The organism is Mesorhizobium sp. WSM4848 (genome assembly GCF_055811375.1).
Genome location: NZ_JBVVPX010000009.1, coordinates 31,753 through 51,212 on the forward strand (window position 1 = coordinate 31,753; position 19,460 = coordinate 51,212).

Here is a 19,460-nt window from a genome sequence, read left to right on the forward strand (position 1 = left end):
CTCACTCCGATCCGCGCAATCGGTGGATATGTCCCACCAGTCCGGCGGTCGAAGCGTCCCGCTTTGCGGCATTCTCCTTGCCTTCCACGACAGGCAGCAGCCCGGTCGCCAATTCCTTGCCCAGTTCGACGCCCCATTGGTCGAAGGAATTGATGTTGAAGAGCGTGCCTTCGACGAAGACGCGGTGCTCATAGAGCGCGATCAGCCGTCCGAACGTATGCGGATCGAGTTGTCTGTAGAGGATCGTCACCGAGGGCCGGTTGCCGGAGAAGACGCGATGCGGGGCGATCCTGTCGACCTCGGCGGGCGCCATGCCTTTTGCCAGCATCTGCGCGCGCGCTTCCTCCAGCGTGCGGCCCTTCATGAACGCCTCCGACTGCGCCAGGCAATTGGCGAGCAGCAGGTCGTGGTGATGCTTGAGGTCCGGCTCATGGCCGATGGCTGCGGCGAGGAATTCGACCGGAATGAAATCGGTGCCCTGGTGCAACAGCTGGAAGAAGGCGTGCTGGCCGTTGGTGCCGGGCTCGCCCCAGACCAGCGGCCCGGTCGGCGTGGTGACAGCGCCGCCGTCGAGGGTGACGCTCTTGCCGTTCGATTCCATGTCGAGCTGCTGCAGATAGGCCGGCAGCCTCGACAGACGCTGGTCGTAAGGAATGACGGCGCGGGCGGGGTATTGGCAGATCACCCGATGCCACCAGCCGATCAGCCCCATCAGCGCCGGCAGGTTGCTGGCCAGCGGCGCCGTCTGGAAATGTTCGTCCATCGCATGCGCGCCCTCGAGAAAGGCGCGAAAATTCTTCGGGCCGACGGCGATCATCACCGGCAGGCCGATCGCGCCCCACACCGAATAGCGTCCGCCGACCCAGTCCCAGAAGCCGAAGACGCGGTCGGGCGCAATGCCGAACTTGGCGACCAGGTCGAGCGCCGTCGAGACGGCGGCGAAATGCTTGCCGACCGCTTCCTTGCCCAGCGCCTTCTGCACCCATTCGCGCGCCGTCTCGGCATTGGTCATCGTCTCGACGGTGGTGAAGGTTTTCGAGGCGACGATGAACAGCGTGGTTTCGGCGGAGAGGCCCTTCAGCGTGTCGTGGATATGGGCGCCGTCGATGTTGGACACGTAATGCGTGCGCGGCCCATCGTGATAGGGCGCCAGCGCCAGCGTCGCCATGGCAGGGCCAAGGTCGGACCCGCCGATGCCGATGTTGACGATGTCGGTGATCTTCTTGCCGGTGGCGCCGGACGCCTTGCCGGAGCGCACGGCATCGGCGAAGGCGCCCATCGCATCGAGCACGGCGATAACCTGCGCCTTCACGTCCTGGCCGTCGAGCACGATGCCCTTGCCGTTCAGGTTGCGCAGCGCGGTGTGCAGCACGGCGCGGCCTTCGGTGACGTTGATCTTCTTGCCTGAGAACATCGCGGCGCGCCGGCCTTCAAGATCCGCGGCTGCCGCCAGCTTCTCGAGCAGATCCATCGTCTGCGCATCGACCGCGCATTTCGACCAGTCGAGCAGCAGGTCGCCGTCGGTGGCGGAGAATTTTTCGAAGCGCTGCGGATCGGCAGCGAAAGCCTCGCGCATGCTGCCCGATTTGGCCGCGCGGTGATCGCGCAGAGCGTCGAGCTGTTTCTGAAAGGACGATTGATCCACTGCCTCACTCCGAGCCTTGAATTGCCAACATATCAGACCGGATGTTTCCGGCGCGTGTCGTCGCGTCCAAACTATCTAGCCGAAATCCACTGGTTTCAATGCGCCGCGATGACGCGTTGCGTCACGGCTGGGCGTCAGGCGGCGATGACGCGAAGCGTCACGCTGGGATGCCGCGTTGCGTCACGCGGGGGATGACGCGTTGCGTCAGGCAGCGACGACGCGTTGCGTCGCGCTGGGGATGACGCGATGCGTCACCCTGGGGATGGATCACTGGCGTAAATCCCAGCGATCAGAAAAATTGATTGGCGTAACAGCTTGTGCCACCGGTACATTCGACTGGTCCAGCCAAGTGAAAAAGCTGGCCATCGAGGAACATCTCCCATGCCACAGCGAAACGACACGGCCATATGGTCCGGCCTGTTCCGGATTTCGGCGGAATCCGGCCAGACCCTGCAGGCGCAGATCCGCCAAGCGATCGTCGCCGCTATCCTCGACCGGCAAATCGCCGCTTCGATGCCGCTTCCGTCCTGCCGAATCCTGGCCGAGAAACTCGGCGTGGCGCGCGGCACCGTGGTGTTGGCCTTCCAGCAGCTCGTCGACCAGGGTTTTCTGGTGGCGCGCGAACGGCGTGGTCATTTCGTCAATCCCGACGTGCTGGCGACGCCGGCCAAACCGCACCAGAAGGCGCCAGACCAGGCCAACGAGATCGACTGGAAGGCGCGCCGGCAGATCGCCGCCAGCGACATGCCGCCGCCGGCCAAGCACGACAACTGGATCAAGTCGTCCTACCCCTTCGTCTATGGCCAGTTCGATCCGGCACTGTTCCCGACCGCCGAGTGGCGCGAGTGCAACCGCATGGCGCTCGCCGTGCTCGAGATCCGCAATTGGGCGTCCGACATGGTCGATCGCGACGATCCGCTTTTGATCGAGCAGATCCAGGCGCGGCTGTTGCCGCGGCGCGGCATCTTCGCCAATCCCGACGAGATCATCGTCACGCTCGGCGCGCAGAACGCGCTCTACATGCTGGCAACGCTGCTGATGACCAAGGGCTCCAAGGTGGCCATGGAAGACCCCGGCTATCCCGACGCACGCTCGATCTTCCGGCTGGCGGGTGCCGACGTCGCACCGGTTCCTGTCGACCATTCCGGCATTGTAACCGCTTCTATTCCCAGCGATTCCGGCTTCGTCTTCGTGACACCCAGCCACCATTGCCCGACCATGGTGCCGCTGTCGGCGGAGCGCCGGCAGGATTTGCTGGCGCGCGCCAATCGCCACAACCAGATCATCATCGAGGACGGCTACGACAGCCAGCTTCTGGACGAGGCGCCGCAGCAGGCGCTGAAGAGCCTCGACCGGTCCGGCCGCGTCATCTATGTCGGCTCGATGTCGAAGACGCTGGCTCCGGGTCTGCGGCTCGGCTACATCGTCGCCTCGGCCGGGTTGATCTCCGAGCTTCGCGCGCTGCGTCGCTTCATGCTGCGTCATCCGCCGGCCAACAACCAGCGCGCGGTCGCGCTGTTCCTGTCGCTTGGCCATCACGAGGCGCTGGTGCGGCGGCTGTCGAGCGCCTTCGACGAAAGGCGCAAGCGTCTGATCCATGCGATTTCCGCCTTCCTGCCTGAGTGGCGCTCGACCGATTCCGCCGGCGGCGCGTCGCTTTGGCTCGAGGGGCCGCGCGGCACCGATTCGCGCGGGCTGGCCGAGGCCGCCGCCTCGCGCAGCGTCATCATCGAGCCCGGCGACCGTTTCTTCGACCGCACCGAAAAGCCGTCGCGCTTCATGCGGCTGGGCATCTCCTCGATTGCGCTGCAGCACATCGAGCCCGGCATCCGCGAACTGGCGACGGCGGCCGGGCGCAGGCCGGCCGCGGCTTGATGCCTCGTCGGGGCCGGGACCGGCCGTTGTTTAGCGCCCTGGCATATGCGACGGCACCGTCTGGCTCATAGGCTGTGCCAATGCCGGCGGCATAGTTCGAGGCATAAGGGGACGATGCGGGCCGATGGTGGACCAACCACCTGGTGGACCAACCACAGCCGCCCGCTCGCAGCTAAAGGTGGAGTGCCTCCCATGTCAGTGGCTGTTGAGAAGCCGGATACGCCCTCGGACCAGCGTTCGCGGCGTTCCGGCGGGCGCGAAGCGCGTCGCGCCATGCGGGCGGCACCCCTTGCCGACGATATCAAGCCGGTGCGCGCCGGCCTCGAAGGCGGAAGCTACGGGCCGCTCAGCGAAAACGACCGCGAGCGCATTCACGAAGCGGTGCTGTCGCTGCTTGAAACGGTCGGCTTCGCCAATGCCATCCCATCCTGCATCGAGGCGCTGACCGAGGCCGGCGCCACGCTCAGCGAGGACGGCCGCATTCGTTTTCCGCGCGCGCTCGTCCTCGACACCATCAAGAAGGCGGCGCGCCATTTCACCCTGCATGGCCAGGATCCCAAGCACGACATGCTGATCCAGGGCAAGCGCGTGCATTACGGCACGGCGGGCGCCGCGGTGCATCTGGTCGACGTCGAGAAGCGCTGTTATCGCGAGTCGCTGCTGCAGGACATCTATGACGCGGCCCGCATCGTCGAAGGGCTCGACAACATCCATTTCTTCCAGCGGCCGATGGTGCCGCGCGACATTCCCGATCCGCTCGATATGGATTTCAACACGCTTTACGCCTGCGTGATGGGCACGTCGAAGCATGTCGGCACATCCTTCACGGTGCGCGAGAACGTCAAGCCGGCTCTCGACATGCTCTATGCGATTGCCGGCGGCGAAGAGAATTTTCGCGCCCGGCCTTTCGTCTCCAATTCGAACTGTTTTGTCGTGCCGCCGATGAAATTCGCCGAGGACGCCTGCGGCGTGCTCGAGGCCTGCGTCGAAGGCGGCATTCCGATACTGCTGCTGTCGGCCGGCCAGGCGGGCGCCACGGCGCCGGCGGCGATCGCCGGTGCCGTGGTGCAAGCGGTGGCCGAGGTGCTCGCCGGCCTCGTCTATGTCAACGCCATCAAGCCGGGGCATCCGGCGATCTTCGGCACCTGGCCGTTCGTCTCCGACCTCAGGACCGGCGCCATGTCAGGCGGCTCGGCCGAGCAAGCGGTGCTGACCGCTGCCTGCGCCCAGATGGCGCAATTCTACGACCTGCCGGGCGGGTCGGCCGCCGGCATGACGGACTCGAAACTGCCCGACATTCAGTCCGGTTACGAAAAGGGCATCACCGATGTGATGGCCGGTCTTGCCGGCCTCAACCTTGTCTATGAATCGGCCGGCATGCACGCCTCGCTGCTCGGCTTTTGCCTGGAGAGCCTGATCATCGACAACGACATGCTCGGCCATTGCCTGCGCTGCGTGCGTGGCATCGAGGTGACCGATGAGTCGCTGTCGATAGACACCATCGCCGACGTCTGCCTGAGGGGGCCGGGCCACTATCTCGGCAACGAGCAGACGCTGCGGCTGATGCAGACGGAATATTTCTATCCGGCGGTCGGCGACCGCTTTTCGCCGAAGGAATGGAACGAGAAAGGCAGGCCCGACATCCTGCAGCGGGCGATCATCGAGAAGAACCGCATCCTCGCCGAACGCTTCCCGCGCCACGTGCCGAAGCCGGTCGACGACAAGTTGCGCGCCCGCTTCGGCAATCTGATCCAACTGCCCCGCGGCGGCATGGGCGGCTGAAGACGGTTCTCGTCAAAACGGTCAGAGCCTAATCCATCCCGACAAAATCGGGATGGGACTCTACCTTTCTGTTTGACCATGATCTTTTCCGAAAACCGGGTTCCACTTTTCGGGATCATGGTCTAGTCGGTGCTCAACCCGTAGCGCTCGACGACCTCGCCACTGATCAGCTTGGCATGCAGCGTCATCAGTATGATTTGCGCATCGAAGCTGTCGCCGGCCTCAAGTGCCGCCCCAACCCGGCGCTCCGCATCCAGCCTATGTCGAAGACCATTGGATTGCTCGAATGCGTCCGGCCCGGCGATACAATAGCCAAGCAGTTGCGCCACCGGCGGGTATGCCTGTGGCGGCGGCTCGTCGGACCAGTGGTCCTTCATCAGATTGACGATGGTGAGCTTTGCTCCCTCCGGCACAAGGGCGGGATGAAGGTCGACGTCGCGTAACGCGGCGTCGAGTTGCCTGAGGTCGCCTGAGCGGCCGAACATTCCGAGGAAGCCTAGGGAGGAGCGCCGTTTCGCCATGATGTACCTGTGCCCGAAACCGCAGCGAAGCCCGGCCGCACGCAGCCGCTAAAGCGCGTCGCGTTTGACCGGCCGCATGCGACGCGCTTTAGGTTGCTGCTTATGCATGTCGTTATCGCAAAACCGCTGCACACTTTTGCGCGACATGCATTAACCACTCGCTGCCAGCAACAAAACACCGGCGAGGGCCGATCCCGCAAGCGTCGGCAGCATGCCGATCTTCAGCTTCAGAATAGCGATCATGGCAGCACACGACAGCAGTGCGGCGCGCCAGTCCATCGATGAGAACACCGGCACGTCCATTCCAAGCCCGATGTTGCGCACCTCGCCGAAAATGACGTGCAAGCCGAACCACAGAGCGAGATTCATGATGACGCCAACGACGGCAGCGGTGATCGCGCCCAGCGCCGCCGACAGCGCCTTGTTGCCGCGCAGGGATTCGATGTAGGGCGCGCCGAGGAATATCCAGAAGAAGCAAGGCGTGAACGTCGCCCACAGGGTGAGCATCGCCCCAAGCGATCCGGCAAGCAGCGGGCTCAACGATCCGGATTGGCGGAAGGCGGCGAGAAAGCCGACGAACTGCAGGACCAGAATGAGCGGGCCGGGCGTGGTTTCGGCAAGCCCGAGGCCATCGACCATCTCACCGGGTGCGAGCCAGCCGAAGGACTCGACCGCTGCCTGCGCGACATAGGCAAGGACCGCGTAGGCGCCGCCGAAGGTGACGACCGCCATGACGCTGAAGAAGCCGCCGATCTGCGTCCACACACTAGCAGACCCGGTAAAAGCCCAGATCAGCAGCACCGGCCCGAGCCAGATCGGCAGCCAGATCGCGACGGTGCGCGGCGCATGCCATCGCGTCGGCTGGGTGTGGGCCAGTTCGCCGCGCTCGAACATCAGGTCGACCGCGCCCTTGATGTCGGGAACCGCGTCCTTGCCGTGCGCCGCGCCGGAAAAAAGCGCCGGCGCAACACGATTTCCAATCCAGCCCGTCAGGCCGGCAAGCAGGACGATGAGCGGAAACGGCATGTTCAATGCATAGATGGCGATAAACGCGGCGAGCGCGATCGAAACCATGACCCGATTCTTCAGGGCACGTCGTCCGATCCGGATCATCGCCTCGATCACGATGGCGAGCACGGCCGCTTTCACCCCGAAAAACAGTGCCTCGACGAGGGGAGCGTCGCCATACAGCGCATAGAGGATGCTCAAGGTGAGCATCACAAGCGCGCCCGGCGCGACGAACAGGATGCCGGCGACCAGACCGCCGATCGTCCGGTGCAGCAGCCAGCCGATATAGATGGCGAGTTGCTGGGCTTCAGGGCCGGGCAGCAGCATGCAGTAATTCAACGCATGCAGGAAACGTTGCTCGCCGATCCAACGCCGTTCCTCGACCAATTCCCTGTGCATGAGCGCGATCTGGCCGGCCGGCCCGCCGAAGCTGAGCAGGCCGATTTTCGCCCAGAGCTTTACGCCTTCGCGGAAGCTTGGCGCTGCCGCCGCGTCGACGATCTCGCCCGTTTTTTCCGAAGCCGCCGTTTTGGCAGAAGGCAGGGCGCTCATGATGGCTTGCTCGCGCTTGGCCAATTGTGCGTCTCCTCGGTGGCATCGCGGCACCACCGGAAAAACGCGTCGTAGAGCAGCATTCCTGCCTCCAGCTGTTCCAGGTCGTCGCGAAACATCCGCGACAGGCCAAGCGAGGCGGCCAGAAATCCGGCTGCCTGGGGAACCAGATCGAGGCGTGCGGTATCGGCTGCGCGCACGATCATGGCCAGGCGGTCGAGCGCCTCGGATTCGAGCCCGAACTCTTCGATCATCGTATCGAAGGTGCAGCGTTCGCCCCGGTGAGTCCAGAACACATTGTCGATGTCGAAAGGCACGGCCTGAAAGCGATCCGCAGTGGCCGACACTTCGGCCGCCTCGACAAAGAGGAAGACCGCGCCCGGATCGATGAAGCGCCGGATCAGCCAGGGGCAGGCGATGCGATCGACCTTCGGGCGGGCCCGCGTCACCCACACGGTGCGGCCTTTTTCATCGCGGGGCGGTATCTTGCCGGCATCGATCAAAGGCCCCTTGGCATCGCGCCAGGCCTCGAACCCGCCTTCGAGGGATTCGGCGGCAATGCTTTCATGCCGCAGCCATGCGGCCACGCCTTGCGAGAGCTTTTGCCCTCTTTGGCAGACGACCGTCACTCGGCTGCCGGCGAATTCGGATGCCCAGGTTGACACGGTTTTGAAATCACGCCGGTTTGAGGCCGGCAGCAGGCGCGGATCGGCGCTGTAGTCCTCTTCGATGCGAACATCGACGATCGCGGGCGCACCCGGCAGACCAATCAGACGGGACAGTTGCGGAACGGTGATAGCGGTTGTCGACGGCATGGCGTCCACCTCCTTGACAGAGAAGCTTGGACGCGAACGTTGGGCTGACGCCTCACGGGGTCGTCGCGATACACCCCTTGCCATGATCGTGGATTTGTCGCGCCCGCTTGTCAAGCGCCATGGCTGGAGCAAAGGCTGCTCTGGCTCCGGCGGGAGGCGGAGCCAGGACACATCTGGGAGGAAACCCATGAAAAAGACATATCACGGCAGCTGCCATTGCGGTGCGGTGCGTTTCGAAGCCGAAATCGACCTCACCGAGGGCATCCGCAAATGCAATTGCAGTTTCTGCTGGAAACTCGGCTACCGGAAATCCTTCGCCGCCTATGAGGCCGTGCGGGTGACGGATGGCCGCGACCGGATGCGGGAGTACAAGGCGACGCCGTCGAACTGGCCGGAAGGCGACATCAACCACTATATGTGCCCGAACTGCGGCGCGAATTTTCTCTCGCGCGGCTATCTCGATTTCATGGGCGGGAATTTCTGGGCGGTGAACGTCGCCGGCCTCGACGACGTCACCGAAGAGGAACTCGCCGCAGCCCCGATCGTCTACGAGGACGGCAAGCGCGACAGGCAGGACCAGACGCCTGAGATCACTGTCTATCTATAGGCGCTTGGATGCGGATCTTCCTTCTCCCCTTGTGGGAGAACCCCACAGGGGGAGAAGGCAAGAAAAGAGGCGTTCAGTGATTGTCCCGCGGCACGCCGCGGGTGTGCGCCACATCCTGGTACTTTACCGCCGGCTTCAGCACCATTCCTTCGGAAAACTGGTCGACCATGCCGCGCTGGATCTCCTGCCATGGCGTCTGGTGCTCGGGGTAGCGATAGCCGCCACTGTTCTGCAACTCGGCGCGCCGGCGCGTGATCTCGTCGTCGGTGACGAGAATGTCGGCGGTGCCCTTGCGCAGGTCGATGCGGACGCGGTCGCCGGACTTCAACAGCGCCAGCCCGCCGCCTATGGCGGCTTCGGGCGAGGCGTTGAGGATCGACGGCGAGCCCGACGTGCCTGACTGGCGGCCGTCGCCGATGCAGGCCAGCGCATGAATGCCCTTCTTGATGAGATGGGCCGGCGGCTGCATGTTGACGACTTCTGCGCCGCCGGGATAGCCGATCGGGCCGGCGCCGCGCATGAACAGGATGGTGTGCTCGTCGATGCCTTGCGCCGGATCGTCGATGCGGGCGTGGTAGTCTTCGGGCCCGTCGAAGACCATGGCGTTGCCCTCGAAGGCCTCGGGGTCGTTCGGGTTCGACAGATAGCGCTCGCGGAATTCGGGCGAGATGCCGCTGGTCTTCATGATCGCCGAATCGAACAGATTACCCCTAAGATTGATGAAACCGGCATTGGCCTTAAGCGGCTCGGCGACGGTGCGGATAACATCGAGATTCTCGTTGACGGCCGCGCTGCAGTTGGCGCCGATCGTCTTGCCGTTGACCGTCATGGCGTCGGGATGAGGCAGCAGCCCGGCCTTCATCAGTTCGGCCACCACCGCCGGCACACCGCCGGCATGGTGATAATCCTCGCCGAGATACTCGCCCGACGGCTGCAGATTGACGAGGAGCGGCACTTTCAGGCCGACCGTCTGCCAATCGTCATTGTCGAGAGGCACGCCGAGATGGCGGGCGATGGCGTTGAGGTGGATCGGCGCGTTGGTCGAGCCGCCGATGGCCGAGTTGACGACGATGGCGTTCTCGAAGGCCTGGCGGGTCATGACGTCGGAGGGTTTCAAATCCTCATGCACCATATCGACGATGCGTTTTCCCGTTTCATAGGCGATCTGGCCGCGCTCGCGGTAGGGCGCCGGAATGGCGGCCGAGCCCGGCAGCTGCATGCCGAGCGCCTCGGCCAACGAGTTCATGGTGGTTGCGGTGCCCATTGTGTTGCAATAGCCGGTGGACGGCGCCGAGGAGGCGACGATGTCCATGAACTCGTCATAGCCGATCTCGCCGGCCGACAGGCGCTGGCGCGATTCCCAGACGATGGTGCCGGAGCCGGTGCGCTTGCCCTTGTGCCAGCCGTTGAGCATCGGGCCGACCGACAGCGCGATAGCCGGAATGTTGACTGTGGCCGCGGCCATCAGCAGGGCCGGCGTCGTCTTGTCGCAGCCGATAGTGAGCACGACGCCGTCGAGCGGATAGCCGTAGAGCACCTCGACCAGGCCGAGATAGGCGAGGTTGCGGTCGAGTGCCGCGGTCGGGCGTTTGCCCGTCTCCTGGATCGGGTGGCACGGGAACTCGAAAGGGATGCCGCCCATCGAGACGATGCCCTCGCGCACGCGCTTGGCCAGTTCGAGATGATGGCGGTTGCAGGGCGACAGATCCGAGCCGGTCTGGGCGATGCCGATCAGCGGCTTGCCCGACATCAGTTCGGCACGCGTCAGCCCGTAATTCAGGTAGCGCTCGAGGTAAAGCGCCGTCATCCCCGGATTGTCGGGATTGTCGAACCACTCCTGCGAGCGAAATTTCTTTTTCTGCGTGGGGGCGCCGGCCATCATGGTCTCCGTATTTGTATGACAAATCGATATGACAACGCGCGAGAGCAGGCAAGAGGCACGCGCCATCCGATTCCGGACTTTGGTGCGATAGACATGCGTTTGCCCCCACGCTAGACCGCATCGGGGTTTGTCAATTCGTATCCGGGAGATTTTGATGGCTTTGGTGATCGAAGGCGAGGAACGCATCGCCGCACCCTTGCAAAAGGTGTGGGAAGCGCTGAACGACCCCGACGTTCTGCGGCAAACCATTCCCGGCTGCCAGAGCCTCGAAAAGAAGTCGGACACCGAGATGGCGGCGACCGTAGTGGTCAAGATCGGCCCGATCAAGGCGACGTTCAACGGCGAGGTGACGCTGACGAACCTCAACCCGCCGCATTCCTACACCATCCAGGGCGAGGGCAAGGGCGGCATCGCCGGCTTCGCCAAAGGCGGCGCCGATGTGACGCTGACCGCCGATGGCCCGGAGGCGACGATCCTCAGATATGCGGCCAAGGCCGATGTCGGCGGCAAGATCGCCCAGCTCGGCAGCCGGCTGATCGAATCGACATCGAAGAAACTGGCCGGACAGTTTTTTTCGAGTTTTGGCGAGAAGGTGGGCGGCTCCCCTCCCCCTTGAGGGGAGGGTGCCGCGCGGAGCGCGGCGGGAGGGGTCGCCTCAACCGCCTCGACCTCGACTTAAGAAGATGGAGCGCGTCGCTGCGGACCCACCCGGCCCTGCGGGCCACCCTCCCCTCAAGGGGTAGGGATATCCGCATCACTCAAACACGATGCTCGGCACGGCGGCTTCGGCCGCGCCGCGTTCTTCTTTGACCCTGCCCCAGACGTTCGAGGCGATGTCGCGGTAGATCTTGGCCTCGGCGCTATCGGGCTTCGAGACCACCACCGGCGTGCCGGCATCCGAGCTTTCGCGGATGCCCATTTCGAGCGGCACTTCGCCGAGGAAGCTGACGCCGAGACGCTCGGCCTCGCGGCGCGCGCCGCCATGGCCGAAGATGTCGTAGCGCTTGCCGGTGTCGGGGGCGAGGAAATAGCTCATATTCTCGACGATGCCCAACACCGGCACGTCGACCTTCCTGAACATGTTGAGGCCTTTTCGCGCATCAATGAGGGCCAGATCCTGCGGCGTCGAGACGATGACGGCGCCGGCCAGCGGCACCTGCTGGGCCATGGTCAGCTGCGCGTCGCCGGTGCCGGGCGGCATGTCGACGACGAGCACGTCGAGCGGACCCCACTCGACCTCGCGCAGCATTTGCGTCAAAGCCGACATTACCATCGGTCCGCGCCAGATCATTGGCGTCTCCTCGTCGACGAGGAAGCCCATCGACATGACCTTCAGGCCGTAGTTCTCCATCGGCTTCAGGACCTTGCCGTCGACGGTCTGCGGCCGGCCATGGATGTTGAGCAGCCGCGGCATCGACGGGCCGTAGATGTCGGCGTCGAGCACGCCGACCCTCAGCCCGTTGGCGGCGAGGCCTAGCGCGATGTTGACGGCAGTGGTCGACTTGCCGACGCCGCCCTTGCCGGAAGCGACAGCGATGATCGCCTCGATGCCGGGCACGCCGCGCTTGCCCTGACTGTGCGAGGCTGGAGCGTGCGGAGCCGGACGCGGCGCGGCAGCGGGTGCGGCCGCAGGTGTGGGCCTGGGGGCAGGCCTTCGCGGCACCGGAGCCTCCATGCCGCCACCCTTCTTTTCCGCCGTCAGCGCGACCACGGCGCCGGCGACACCCGGGATCGCCTTGACGACACGCTCGGCGGCGGCACGCAGCGGCTCCATCTCCTGGGCCCGGGCAGCCGGCACAGTGATCGAAAAGAACACTTTGGCATCGGCAATGAAAATCTCGGAAACCATGCCGAGGTCGACGATGTTGCCGGTGAAGTCCGGTCCGTTGACCGTCTTCAGGCGCTCGATGACGATTTCCTTGGTGATTTTTTCCTGGCCGGCTGGCATCAGCTTTTCCTCTGCTTTTGCGCCTGAGATAGTGCAGTTCCCGAACAGAACCAAGCGGCGGAACGACACGCACGGGCGTGGCTGCAAAAACTTGCGTCCGTTTGTCGGGCTTGCAGAGGACAAAGCGTCCTTGGGGAAGAGGGCACGCCGATAGCGCAAGCTGCGGTCGCCGGAAGACGAAGCAGCCCTATCTTTGCAGGCTTCGGACGTGCTCGCCCGCAAGCAAAGGAGACAATCATGCTCGCAAACAGCAACGCAACGGCCAATCTCGCAGTGAAGGACCTGGCCAGGGCCAAGGCCTTCTATGAAGACGTTCTAGGGCTGACGGAGGTTCACAACGAGGGTGGCGAACTGATCGTCTACAAATGCGGCGACACCAGCATCAATGTCTATCGCTCGCAATTCGCCGGAACCAACAAGGCGACGGCGGTGACCTGGATGGTCGGCGATGAGATCGATAACACCGTCAAGGCGCTGAAATCGAAGGGCGTCGTCTTCGAACATTACGACATGCCGGGCCTGACGATGGAAGGCGACATCCATGTCGGTCACGGCATGAAGGTCGCCTGGTTCAAGGATCCCGACGGCAACATCCTGAACCTTGTCGACAGGTAGGCCTGGACGGCGGCGATGCTTCGGCCGCATGAGGATTCGCCAAGCAAAAAAACAGCATGCATCTGGCGCAGCCTCGCTTGGCCGGCTAGCGTCCGCTCATGATCGACAAGCTGGAATTCTTCATCGCGCTGGCCAGGGAGGAGCATTTCGGCCGGGCGGCGGAGCTGTGCGGCGTCACCCAGCCGACGCTTTCGGCCGGCATCAAGCAGCTGGAGGGCCAGCTCGGCGTGATGCTGGTGCTGCGCGGCTCGCGCTTCCAGGGGCTGACGCCGGAGGGAGAACAGGTGCTGGCGTGGGCGCGCCGCATCGTCGGCGACACGCGCACCATGCGCGAGGAGATGCGGGCGGCGCGTCACGGCCTTTCGGGGCGCATCCGCATCGCCGCCATCCCGACGGCGCTGGCCATGGTGGCGCGGCTGACCACACCCTTTCGGGCAAAACATCCCGGCGTCACCTTCTCGGTGCTGTCGCGCACCTCGATCGAGGTGCTGTCGCTGCTCGGCAATTTCGACATCGACGCCGGCATCACCTATCTCGACAACGAGCCGCTGGGGCGGGTGACCAGCGTGCCGCTCTATGACGAGCGCTATCAGCTGATCACCGCGATCGGAAACCCCTATTCCGACCGCGACAAAGTGACATGGGCGGAGCTCAGCCAGCTGCCGCTCTGCCTGTTGACGCCGGACATGCAGAACCGCCGCATCATCGACCAGCATTTGGCCGAAGCCGGCACGCAGGTGCGGCCGACACTCGAATCCAATTCGATGATCGTGCTGTTCTCGCATATCCGCACCGGAAAATGGTCGTCGATCATGCCGCTCAACCTCTCGGAAACATTCGGCTTTTCCGAGCCGATCCGGGCCATTCCGATCGTCGAGCCGGACGCCAGCCACACCGTCGGCCTGGTGGCGACGCTGCGCGAACCGCACACCCCGCTGGTCTCGGCGCTGCTGGACGAGGCGATGGCGCTGGCAGACGATTTCCGCGCCCGCCACTGAGCTAGAGATTGCAGGCTGGACGGCATCGATAGAAGATTTCTATCGAGCGACGGATCAGCTTTATTGATTTAGCGGGTTTCCTCCGATTTCCTAAGCACTTAGCGGATCACCACGACCAGGGAGGGCGCTGCATGATCATGCAGCCTGCAAGTACCGAGATCGCGTCGCGCACGGCGGCGATCGTCCAGGAGCTGAAGGGCCTCGAAGGCCCGCTGTTGCCGATCCTGCACGGCATCCAGGAAGAGTTCGGCCATGTGCCGCAGGACGCGCTGCCGGTCATCGCCGAGGCGCTGAACATCTCCAAGGCGGAGGTGCACGGCGTCGTCACCTTCTATCACGACTACCGCAGCCGCCCGGCCGGCCGGCATGTGCTGAAGCTCTGCCAGGCCGAAGCCTGCCAGTCGATGGGCTCGGAGGTGATTGCCGCCAGGCTCAAGCAATTGCTGGGCATCGGCTTCCACGAGACGGCCCGCGACGGTTCGGTGACGCTGGAGCCGGTCTATTGCCTCGGCCTTTGCGCCTGCGCGCCGTCGGCGATGCTGGACGGCGAGGTGATCGGCCGGCTCGATGACGAAAAGCTCGACGAGATCGTTGCCGAGGTGCGCTCATGACCCCGCGCATCTATATTCCCGGCGATTCCGGCGCGCTGGCGCTGGGTGCGGAAAAGGTCGCCAAGGCGATCGAGAAGGAATTGGCCGATCGCGGCATCGAGGCCAAGATCGTGCGCAACGGCTCGCGCGGCGCCTACTTTCTCGAGCCGATGGTCGAGGTGGCGACAGAAGAGGGCCGCGTCGCCTATGGGCCGGTGAAGCCATCCGATGTCAAAAGCCTGTTCGACAGCGGCTTCCTCACTGGCGGTCATCACAAACGCTGGCTGGGCGCGCCCGACAAGATCCCGTTCCTGGCCAGGCAGACGCGGCTGACCTTCGCGCGCTGCGGCGTCATCAATCCACTGTCGCTCGATCACTACAGAGCGCATGGCGGGCTGAAGGGCTTGCAGAACGCCTTGGCTATGGCGCCGGCGGAAATCGTCAAACAAGTGACGGAATCAGGCCTGCGCGGTCGCGGTGGCGCCGGCTTCCCGACCGGCATCAAATGGAAGACGGTGCTCGATACGACCGCCGACCGCAAATATATCGTCTGCAATGCCGACGAGGGCGACAGCGCCACCTTCGCCGATCGCATGATCATGGAGGGCGACCCCTTTGTGCTGATCGAAGGCATGGCGATCGCCGGTGTCGCCACCGGCGCAACCAAGGGCTTTGTCTATATCCGCTCGGAATATCCGCATGCGGTGGCGATGATACAAACGGCGGTCGAGGTCGCCCGCAAGGCCGGTCTGCTCGGCCTCAACGTGCTGGGCTCGCCCAACGCCTTCGACATGGAGATCCGCGTTGGCGCCGGCGCCTATGTCTGCGGTGAGGAAACCTCGTTGCTCAACAGCCTCGAAGGCAAGCGCGGCGGCGTTCGCGCCAAGCCGCCACTGCCGGCCATCCAGGGCCTGTTCGGCAAGCCGACGGTGATCAATAACGTCATCTCGCTGGCCTCGGTGCCCGTCATCATGGACAAGGGTGCTGCCTTCTACAAGGATTTCGGCATGGGCCGCTCGCGCGGCACCATTCCGATCCAGATCGCCGGCAATGTCAGATATGGCGGCCTGTTCGAGGCGGCGTTCGGCATGACGCTCGGCGAGATCGTCGACGACATCGGCGGCGGCACGGCGACTGGGCGGCCGGTCAAGGCGGTGCAGGTCGGCGGGCCGCTCGGCGCTTATTTTCCGCGCAGCCTGTTCGACACGCCGTTCGACTACGAAGCCTTCGCCGCCAAGGACGGGCTGATCGGCCATGCCGGCATCACCGTGTTCGACGACACCGCCGACATGCTGAAGCAGGCACGCTTTGCCATGGAGTTTTGCGCCATCGAGAGCTGCGGCAAGTGCACGCCCTGCCGCATCGGCTCGACACGCGGCGTCGAGACGATAGACAAGATCGCCAGGGGTATAGAGCCGGAAAAGCAGATCGAGCTGGTGACGGACCTCTGCAACACGATGAAGTTTGGTTCGCTCTGCGCGCTGGGTGGCTTCACGCCTTATCCGGTGATGAGCGCAATCAACCACTTCCGCGAAGATTTCAAGCCGGCGCCAGTCGCCGAAGCAGCAGAATAGGAACCTCGCGATGGGTCTCATTCAGGAAATCGACTACGGCACGCCGGCCTCGACATCCGAGAAGCAGGTGACGCTGACGGTCGACGGCTTCACCGTCACCGTGCCGGAAGGCACCTCTATCATGCGGGCCTCGATGGAGGCCGGCATTGCCATTCCAAAACTTTGCGCCACCGACATGGTCGACGCCTTCGGCTCCTGCCGGCTCTGCCTGGTCGAGATCGATGGCCGCAACGGCACGCCCTCCTCCTGCACGACGCCGGTGGCGCCGGGCATGGTCGTGCACACCCAGACCGGTCGGCTGAAGGACATTCGCCGCGGCGTGATGGAGCTCTACATTTCCGACCATCCGCTCGACTGCCTGACCTGTGCGGCCAATGGCGACTGCGAATTGCAGTCGCAGGCCGGCGTCGTCGGCCTGCGCGACGTGCGCTACGGCTATGAGGGCGACAACCACGTTTTCAAGAACAACGACGGCGCAGAAAACTTCAAATGGATGGCGAAGGACGAGTCCAACCCGTACTTCACCTATGATCCATCGAAATGCATCGTCTGCTCGCGCTGTGTGCGCGCCTGCGAGGAGGTGCAAGGCACTTTCGCGCTAACCATCGAGGGCCGCGGCTTCGAAAGCCGTGTGTCGCCCGGCATGCACCAGCTTTTCATCGACAGCGAGTGCGTGTCCTGCGGCGCCTGCGTGCAGGCCTGCCCGACGGCGACGCTTTCCGAGAAATCGGTGATCAAGATCGGCCAGCCGGAGCATTCGGTCGTCACCACCTGCGCCTATTGCGGCGTGGGCTGCTCGTTCAAGGCCGAAATGCGCGGCGACGAACTGGTGCGCATGGTGCCCTATAAGGACGGCAAGGCCAACCGTGGCCATAGCTGCGTCAAGGGCCGTTTTGCCTACGGCTACTCGACCCACAAGGAGCGCATCCTCAATCCGATGATCCGCGAAAAGGTCACCGATCCATGGCGCGAGGTGTCGTGGGAAGAAGCGCTGACCCACACCGCCAGCGAGTTCCGCCGCATCCAGTACCAGTATGGCCGCACCTCGATCGGCGGCATCACCTCGTCGCGCTGCACGAATGAGGAAACCTATCTGGTGCAGAAGCTGATCCGCCAGGGTTTCCGCAACAACAATGTCGATACCTGCGCCCGCGTCTGCCATTCGCCGACCGGCTATGGCCTTGGCCAGACTTTTGGCACCTCGGCAGGCACCCAGGATTTCGATTCGATCGAGCAGACCGATGTGGTGATGATCATCGGCGCCAATCCGACCGACGCACATCCGGTGTTTGCGTCGCGCATGAAGAAGCGGTTGCGCAAGGGCGCCAAGCTGATCGTGCTCGACCCGCGCCGCACCGACATCGTGCGCTCGGCACACATCGAGGCGCAGCATCATCTGCCGCTGAAGCCCGGCACCAATGTCGCCGTGGTCACCGCGCTTGCCCATGTCATCGTCACCGAAGGCCTGTTCGACGAAGCTTTCATCCGCGAGCGCTGCGACTGGGACGAGTTCCAGGATTGGGCGTCGTTCGTGGCGCTGCCGGAAAACAGCCCGGAGATGGTCAGCCAGCTTGCCAATGTCGATCCTGAAGAGATCCGCGGCGCCGCACGGCTGTTTGCCACCGGCGGCAATGGCGCGATCTATTACGGCCTCGGCGTGACCGAGCACAGCCAGGGCTCGACCACCGTCATCGCCATCGCCAATCTTGCCATGGCGACCGGCAATATCGGCCGGCCGGGCGTCGGCGTGAACCCGCTGCGCGGCCAGAACAATGTCCAGGGTTCCTGCGACATGGGTTCGTTCCCGCATGAGCTGCCCGGCTATCGCCACGTCTCCGGCGACGCGGTGCGCGACATCTATGAGAGCCTGTGGGGCGTCAAGCTCGACGACGAGCCCGGCCTGCGCATCCCCAACATGCTGGACGCCGCCGTCGACGGCTCGTTCAAGGGCCTCTATGTGCAAGGCGAGGACATCCTGCAGTCCGACCCCGACACCAAGCATGTCGCCGCAGGCCTTGCGGCGATGGAATGTGTGGTCGTGCACGATCTCTTCCTCAATGAGACCGCCAACTACGCGCATGTCTTCCTGCCCGGCTCGACTTTCCTCGAGAAGGACGGCACCTTCACCAATGCCGAACGCCGCATCAACCGCGTGCGCAAGGTGATAGCGCCGAAGAACGGGCTGGCCGACTGGGAAGTGACGCAGAAGCTCGCGCAGGCGATGGGGCTTGCCTGGAATTACCAGCATCCGTCCGAAATCATGGATGAGATCGCCAGGACAACGCCGAGCTTCGCCAAGGTCTCCTACGATTATCTGGAAAAGATGGGCTCGGTGCAGTGGCCGTGCAACGAGCAGGCGCCGGAAGGCACGCCGATCATGCATATCAGCGGCTTCGTGCGTGGCAAGGGCAAGTTCATCCGCACCGAATATGTGGCGACCGACGAGAGGACGGGACCGCGCTTCCCGCTGCTGCTGACCACCGGCCGCATCCTGTCGCAGTACAATGTCGGCGCGCAGACCAGGCGTACCGACAATGTCATGTGGCACAGCGAGGACCGTCTCGAGATCCACCCGCATGACGCCGAAAACCGCGGTCTGCGCGACGGCGACTGGGTCCGCCTGACCAGCCGCTCCGGCGAGACGACGCTGCGCGCGCTGATCACCGACAAGGTGTCGCCTGGCGTGGTCTATACGACGTTCCACCACCCCGACACGCAGGCCAACGTCATCACCACCGACTTCTCCGACTGGGCGACCAACTGCCCTGAATACAAGGTGACGGCGGTGCAGGTCGGCGCGTCCAACGGGCCATCGGAATGGCAGCGCGACTATGACGAACAGGCCCGCAACAGCCGTCGCATCGCGACCTTGGAAGCAGCGGAGTAATCGTGCCGAGGCATTCGACCGAAAGCGCTTCAATCTTGACGGTTGGTCGACCCCCCCCCCCCCCGGCGGGGGGACACCCCCCACAACCCCCCCCCCCGGGGGGGGGGGGGGGCGCCCCCGCCCACGCCCACCACCAACAACCCCCGGGGGGGGTGCGGGGG

Annotated in this window: 15 protein-coding genes; 9 read left to right on the forward strand and 6 right to left on the reverse strand. The window is 64.2% G+C overall.

Annotated features, from left to right (window positions below):
- Position 1: 1 nt before the first annotated feature.
- A complete protein-coding gene (pgi, locus tag AC0L16_RS11195; protein WP_473620737.1) occupies positions 2-1,645 on the reverse strand; it encodes a glucose-6-phosphate isomerase in 1,644 nt (547 codons plus the stop codon).
- 381 nt (positions 1,646-2,026) lie between these two features.
- Here pgi and pdxR point away from each other — a divergent pair, with 381 nt between their 5' ends.
- Both pdxR and AC0L16_RS11205 read left to right on the forward strand, forming a co-directional pair.
- On the forward strand, positions 2,027-3,520 hold the full coding sequence (pdxR, locus tag AC0L16_RS11200) for a MocR-like pyridoxine biosynthesis transcription factor PdxR (RefSeq protein ID WP_077377077.1): 1,494 nt from the start codon (positions 2,027-2,029) through the stop codon (positions 3,518-3,520).
- A gap of 192 nt (positions 3,521-3,712) precedes the next feature.
- Positions 3,713-5,302, forward strand: a complete 1,590-nt coding sequence (locus AC0L16_RS11205) for a trimethylamine methyltransferase family protein (protein ID WP_473620738.1) — start codon at positions 3,713-3,715, stop codon at positions 5,300-5,302.
- Positions 5,303-5,424: 122 nt separating this feature from the next.
- Here AC0L16_RS11205 and AC0L16_RS11210 read toward each other — a convergent pair whose 3' ends face one another.
- The 3 genes from AC0L16_RS11210 to AC0L16_RS11220 form a co-directional block, all read right to left on the reverse strand.
- The gene (locus tag AC0L16_RS11210; RefSeq protein WP_473620740.1) at positions 5,425-5,823 is read right to left on the reverse strand and encodes a hypothetical protein; all 399 of its coding nucleotides are present in this window, start codon (positions 5,821-5,823) and stop codon (positions 5,425-5,427) included.
- A 150-nt stretch (positions 5,824-5,973) separates the two neighbouring features.
- Entirely contained in the window at positions 5,974-7,383 is a 1,410-nt protein-coding gene (chrA, locus tag AC0L16_RS11215) for a chromate efflux transporter (RefSeq protein WP_473620881.1), read from the reverse strand.
- Positions 7,380-8,198, reverse strand: a complete 819-nt coding sequence (locus AC0L16_RS11220) for a chromate resistance protein ChrB domain-containing protein (protein WP_473620742.1) — start codon at positions 8,196-8,198, stop codon at positions 7,380-7,382. The genes chrA and AC0L16_RS11220 overlap by 4 nt, the downstream gene beginning before the upstream one ends.
- Before the next feature lie 187 nt (positions 8,199-8,385).
- Here AC0L16_RS11220 and AC0L16_RS11225 point away from each other — a divergent pair, with 187 nt between their 5' ends.
- A complete protein-coding gene (locus AC0L16_RS11225; RefSeq protein ID WP_473620743.1) occupies positions 8,386-8,805 on the forward strand; it encodes a GFA family protein in 420 nt (139 codons plus the stop codon).
- A gap of 73 nt (positions 8,806-8,878) precedes the next feature.
- Here AC0L16_RS11225 and AC0L16_RS11230 read toward each other — a convergent pair whose 3' ends face one another.
- Positions 8,879-10,684 carry an IlvD/Edd family dehydratase gene (locus AC0L16_RS11230; RefSeq protein WP_473620745.1) on the reverse strand — a complete coding sequence of 602 codons (1,806 nt, stop codon included), beginning with the start codon at positions 10,682-10,684 and terminating at the stop codon, positions 8,879-8,881.
- Between the two features lie 157 nt (positions 10,685-10,841).
- Between AC0L16_RS11230 and AC0L16_RS11235 the strand changes: the two genes are divergently transcribed.
- Positions 10,842-11,303, forward strand: coding sequence for an SRPBCC family protein (locus AC0L16_RS11235; protein WP_473620746.1), 462 nt, complete (start codon positions 10,842-10,844; stop codon positions 11,301-11,303).
- A gap of 138 nt (positions 11,304-11,441) precedes the next feature.
- Here the strand turns inward: AC0L16_RS11235 and AC0L16_RS11240 are convergent, their stop codons facing one another.
- Positions 11,442-12,635: an Mrp/NBP35 family ATP-binding protein gene (locus AC0L16_RS11240; protein ID WP_473620748.1), complete on the reverse strand. Its 1,194-nt coding sequence runs from the start codon at positions 12,633-12,635 to the stop codon at positions 11,442-11,444.
- A gap of 237 nt (positions 12,636-12,872) precedes the next feature.
- Here AC0L16_RS11240 and AC0L16_RS11245 point away from each other — a divergent pair, with 237 nt between their 5' ends.
- The 5 genes from AC0L16_RS11245 (at position 12,873) to fdhF (ending at position 19,299) form a co-directional block, all read left to right on the forward strand.
- Complete coding sequence (locus AC0L16_RS11245; RefSeq protein ID WP_077377059.1) at positions 12,873-13,250, forward strand: VOC family protein; 378 nt, start codon at positions 12,873-12,875, stop codon at positions 13,248-13,250.
- 98 nt (positions 13,251-13,348) lie between these two features.
- Entirely contained in the window at positions 13,349-14,248 is a 900-nt protein-coding gene (locus AC0L16_RS11250; RefSeq protein ID WP_473620750.1) for a LysR family transcriptional regulator, read from the forward strand.
- Between the two features lie 131 nt (positions 14,249-14,379).
- Positions 14,380-14,859 (forward strand): formate dehydrogenase subunit gamma, encoded by a 480-nt coding sequence (locus tag AC0L16_RS11255; RefSeq protein WP_473620751.1) that lies wholly within the window; start codon positions 14,380-14,382, stop codon positions 14,857-14,859.
- Entirely contained in the window at positions 14,856-16,412 is a 1,557-nt protein-coding gene (locus AC0L16_RS11260) for a formate dehydrogenase beta subunit (RefSeq protein WP_473620753.1), read from the forward strand. Before AC0L16_RS11255 ends, AC0L16_RS11260 begins: the two co-directional genes overlap by 4 nt.
- 10 nt (positions 16,413-16,422) lie before the next feature.
- Positions 16,423-19,299 (forward strand): formate dehydrogenase subunit alpha, encoded by a 2,877-nt coding sequence (gene fdhF, locus AC0L16_RS11265; protein WP_473620755.1) that lies wholly within the window; start codon positions 16,423-16,425, stop codon positions 19,297-19,299.
- Positions 19,300-19,460 lie beyond the last annotated feature (161 nt).

Bases quoted from the DNA above. Each gene is read 5' to 3' on its own strand.
- pdxR (WP_077377077.1), top strand. From the start codon at position 2,027: ATGCCACAGCGAAACGACACGGCCATATGGTCCGGCCTGTTCCGGATT.
- AC0L16_RS11205 (WP_473620738.1), top strand. From the start codon at position 3,713: ATGTCAGTGGCTGTTGAGAAGCCGGATACGCCCTCGGACCAGCGTTCG.
- AC0L16_RS11210 (WP_473620740.1), bottom strand. From the start codon at position 5,823: ATGGCGAAACGGCGCTCCTCCCTAGGCTTCCTCGGAATGTTCGGCCGC.
- chrA (WP_473620881.1), bottom strand. From the start codon at position 7,383: ATGAGCGCCCTGCCTTCTGCCAAAACGGCGGCTTCGGAAAAAACGGGC.
- AC0L16_RS11220 (WP_473620742.1), bottom strand. From the start codon at position 8,198: ATGCCGTCGACAACCGCTATCACCGTTCCGCAACTGTCCCGTCTGATT.
- AC0L16_RS11225 (WP_473620743.1), top strand. From the start codon at position 8,386: ATGAAAAAGACATATCACGGCAGCTGCCATTGCGGTGCGGTGCGTTTC.
- AC0L16_RS11230 (WP_473620745.1), bottom strand. From the start codon at position 10,684: ATGGCCGGCGCCCCCACGCAGAAAAAGAAATTTCGCTCGCAGGAGTGG.
- AC0L16_RS11235 (WP_473620746.1), top strand. From the start codon at position 10,842: ATGGCTTTGGTGATCGAAGGCGAGGAACGCATCGCCGCACCCTTGCAA.
- AC0L16_RS11240 (WP_473620748.1), bottom strand. From the start codon at position 12,635: ATGCCAGCCGGCCAGGAAAAAATCACCAAGGAAATCGTCATCGAGCGC.
- AC0L16_RS11245 (WP_077377059.1), top strand. From the start codon at position 12,873: ATGCTCGCAAACAGCAACGCAACGGCCAATCTCGCAGTGAAGGACCTG.
- AC0L16_RS11250 (WP_473620750.1), top strand. From the start codon at position 13,349: ATGATCGACAAGCTGGAATTCTTCATCGCGCTGGCCAGGGAGGAGCAT.
- AC0L16_RS11255 (WP_473620751.1), top strand. From the start codon at position 14,380: ATGATCATGCAGCCTGCAAGTACCGAGATCGCGTCGCGCACGGCGGCG.
- AC0L16_RS11260 (WP_473620753.1), top strand. From the start codon at position 14,856: ATGACCCCGCGCATCTATATTCCCGGCGATTCCGGCGCGCTGGCGCTG.
- fdhF (WP_473620755.1), top strand. From the start codon at position 16,423: ATGGGTCTCATTCAGGAAATCGACTACGGCACGCCGGCCTCGACATCC.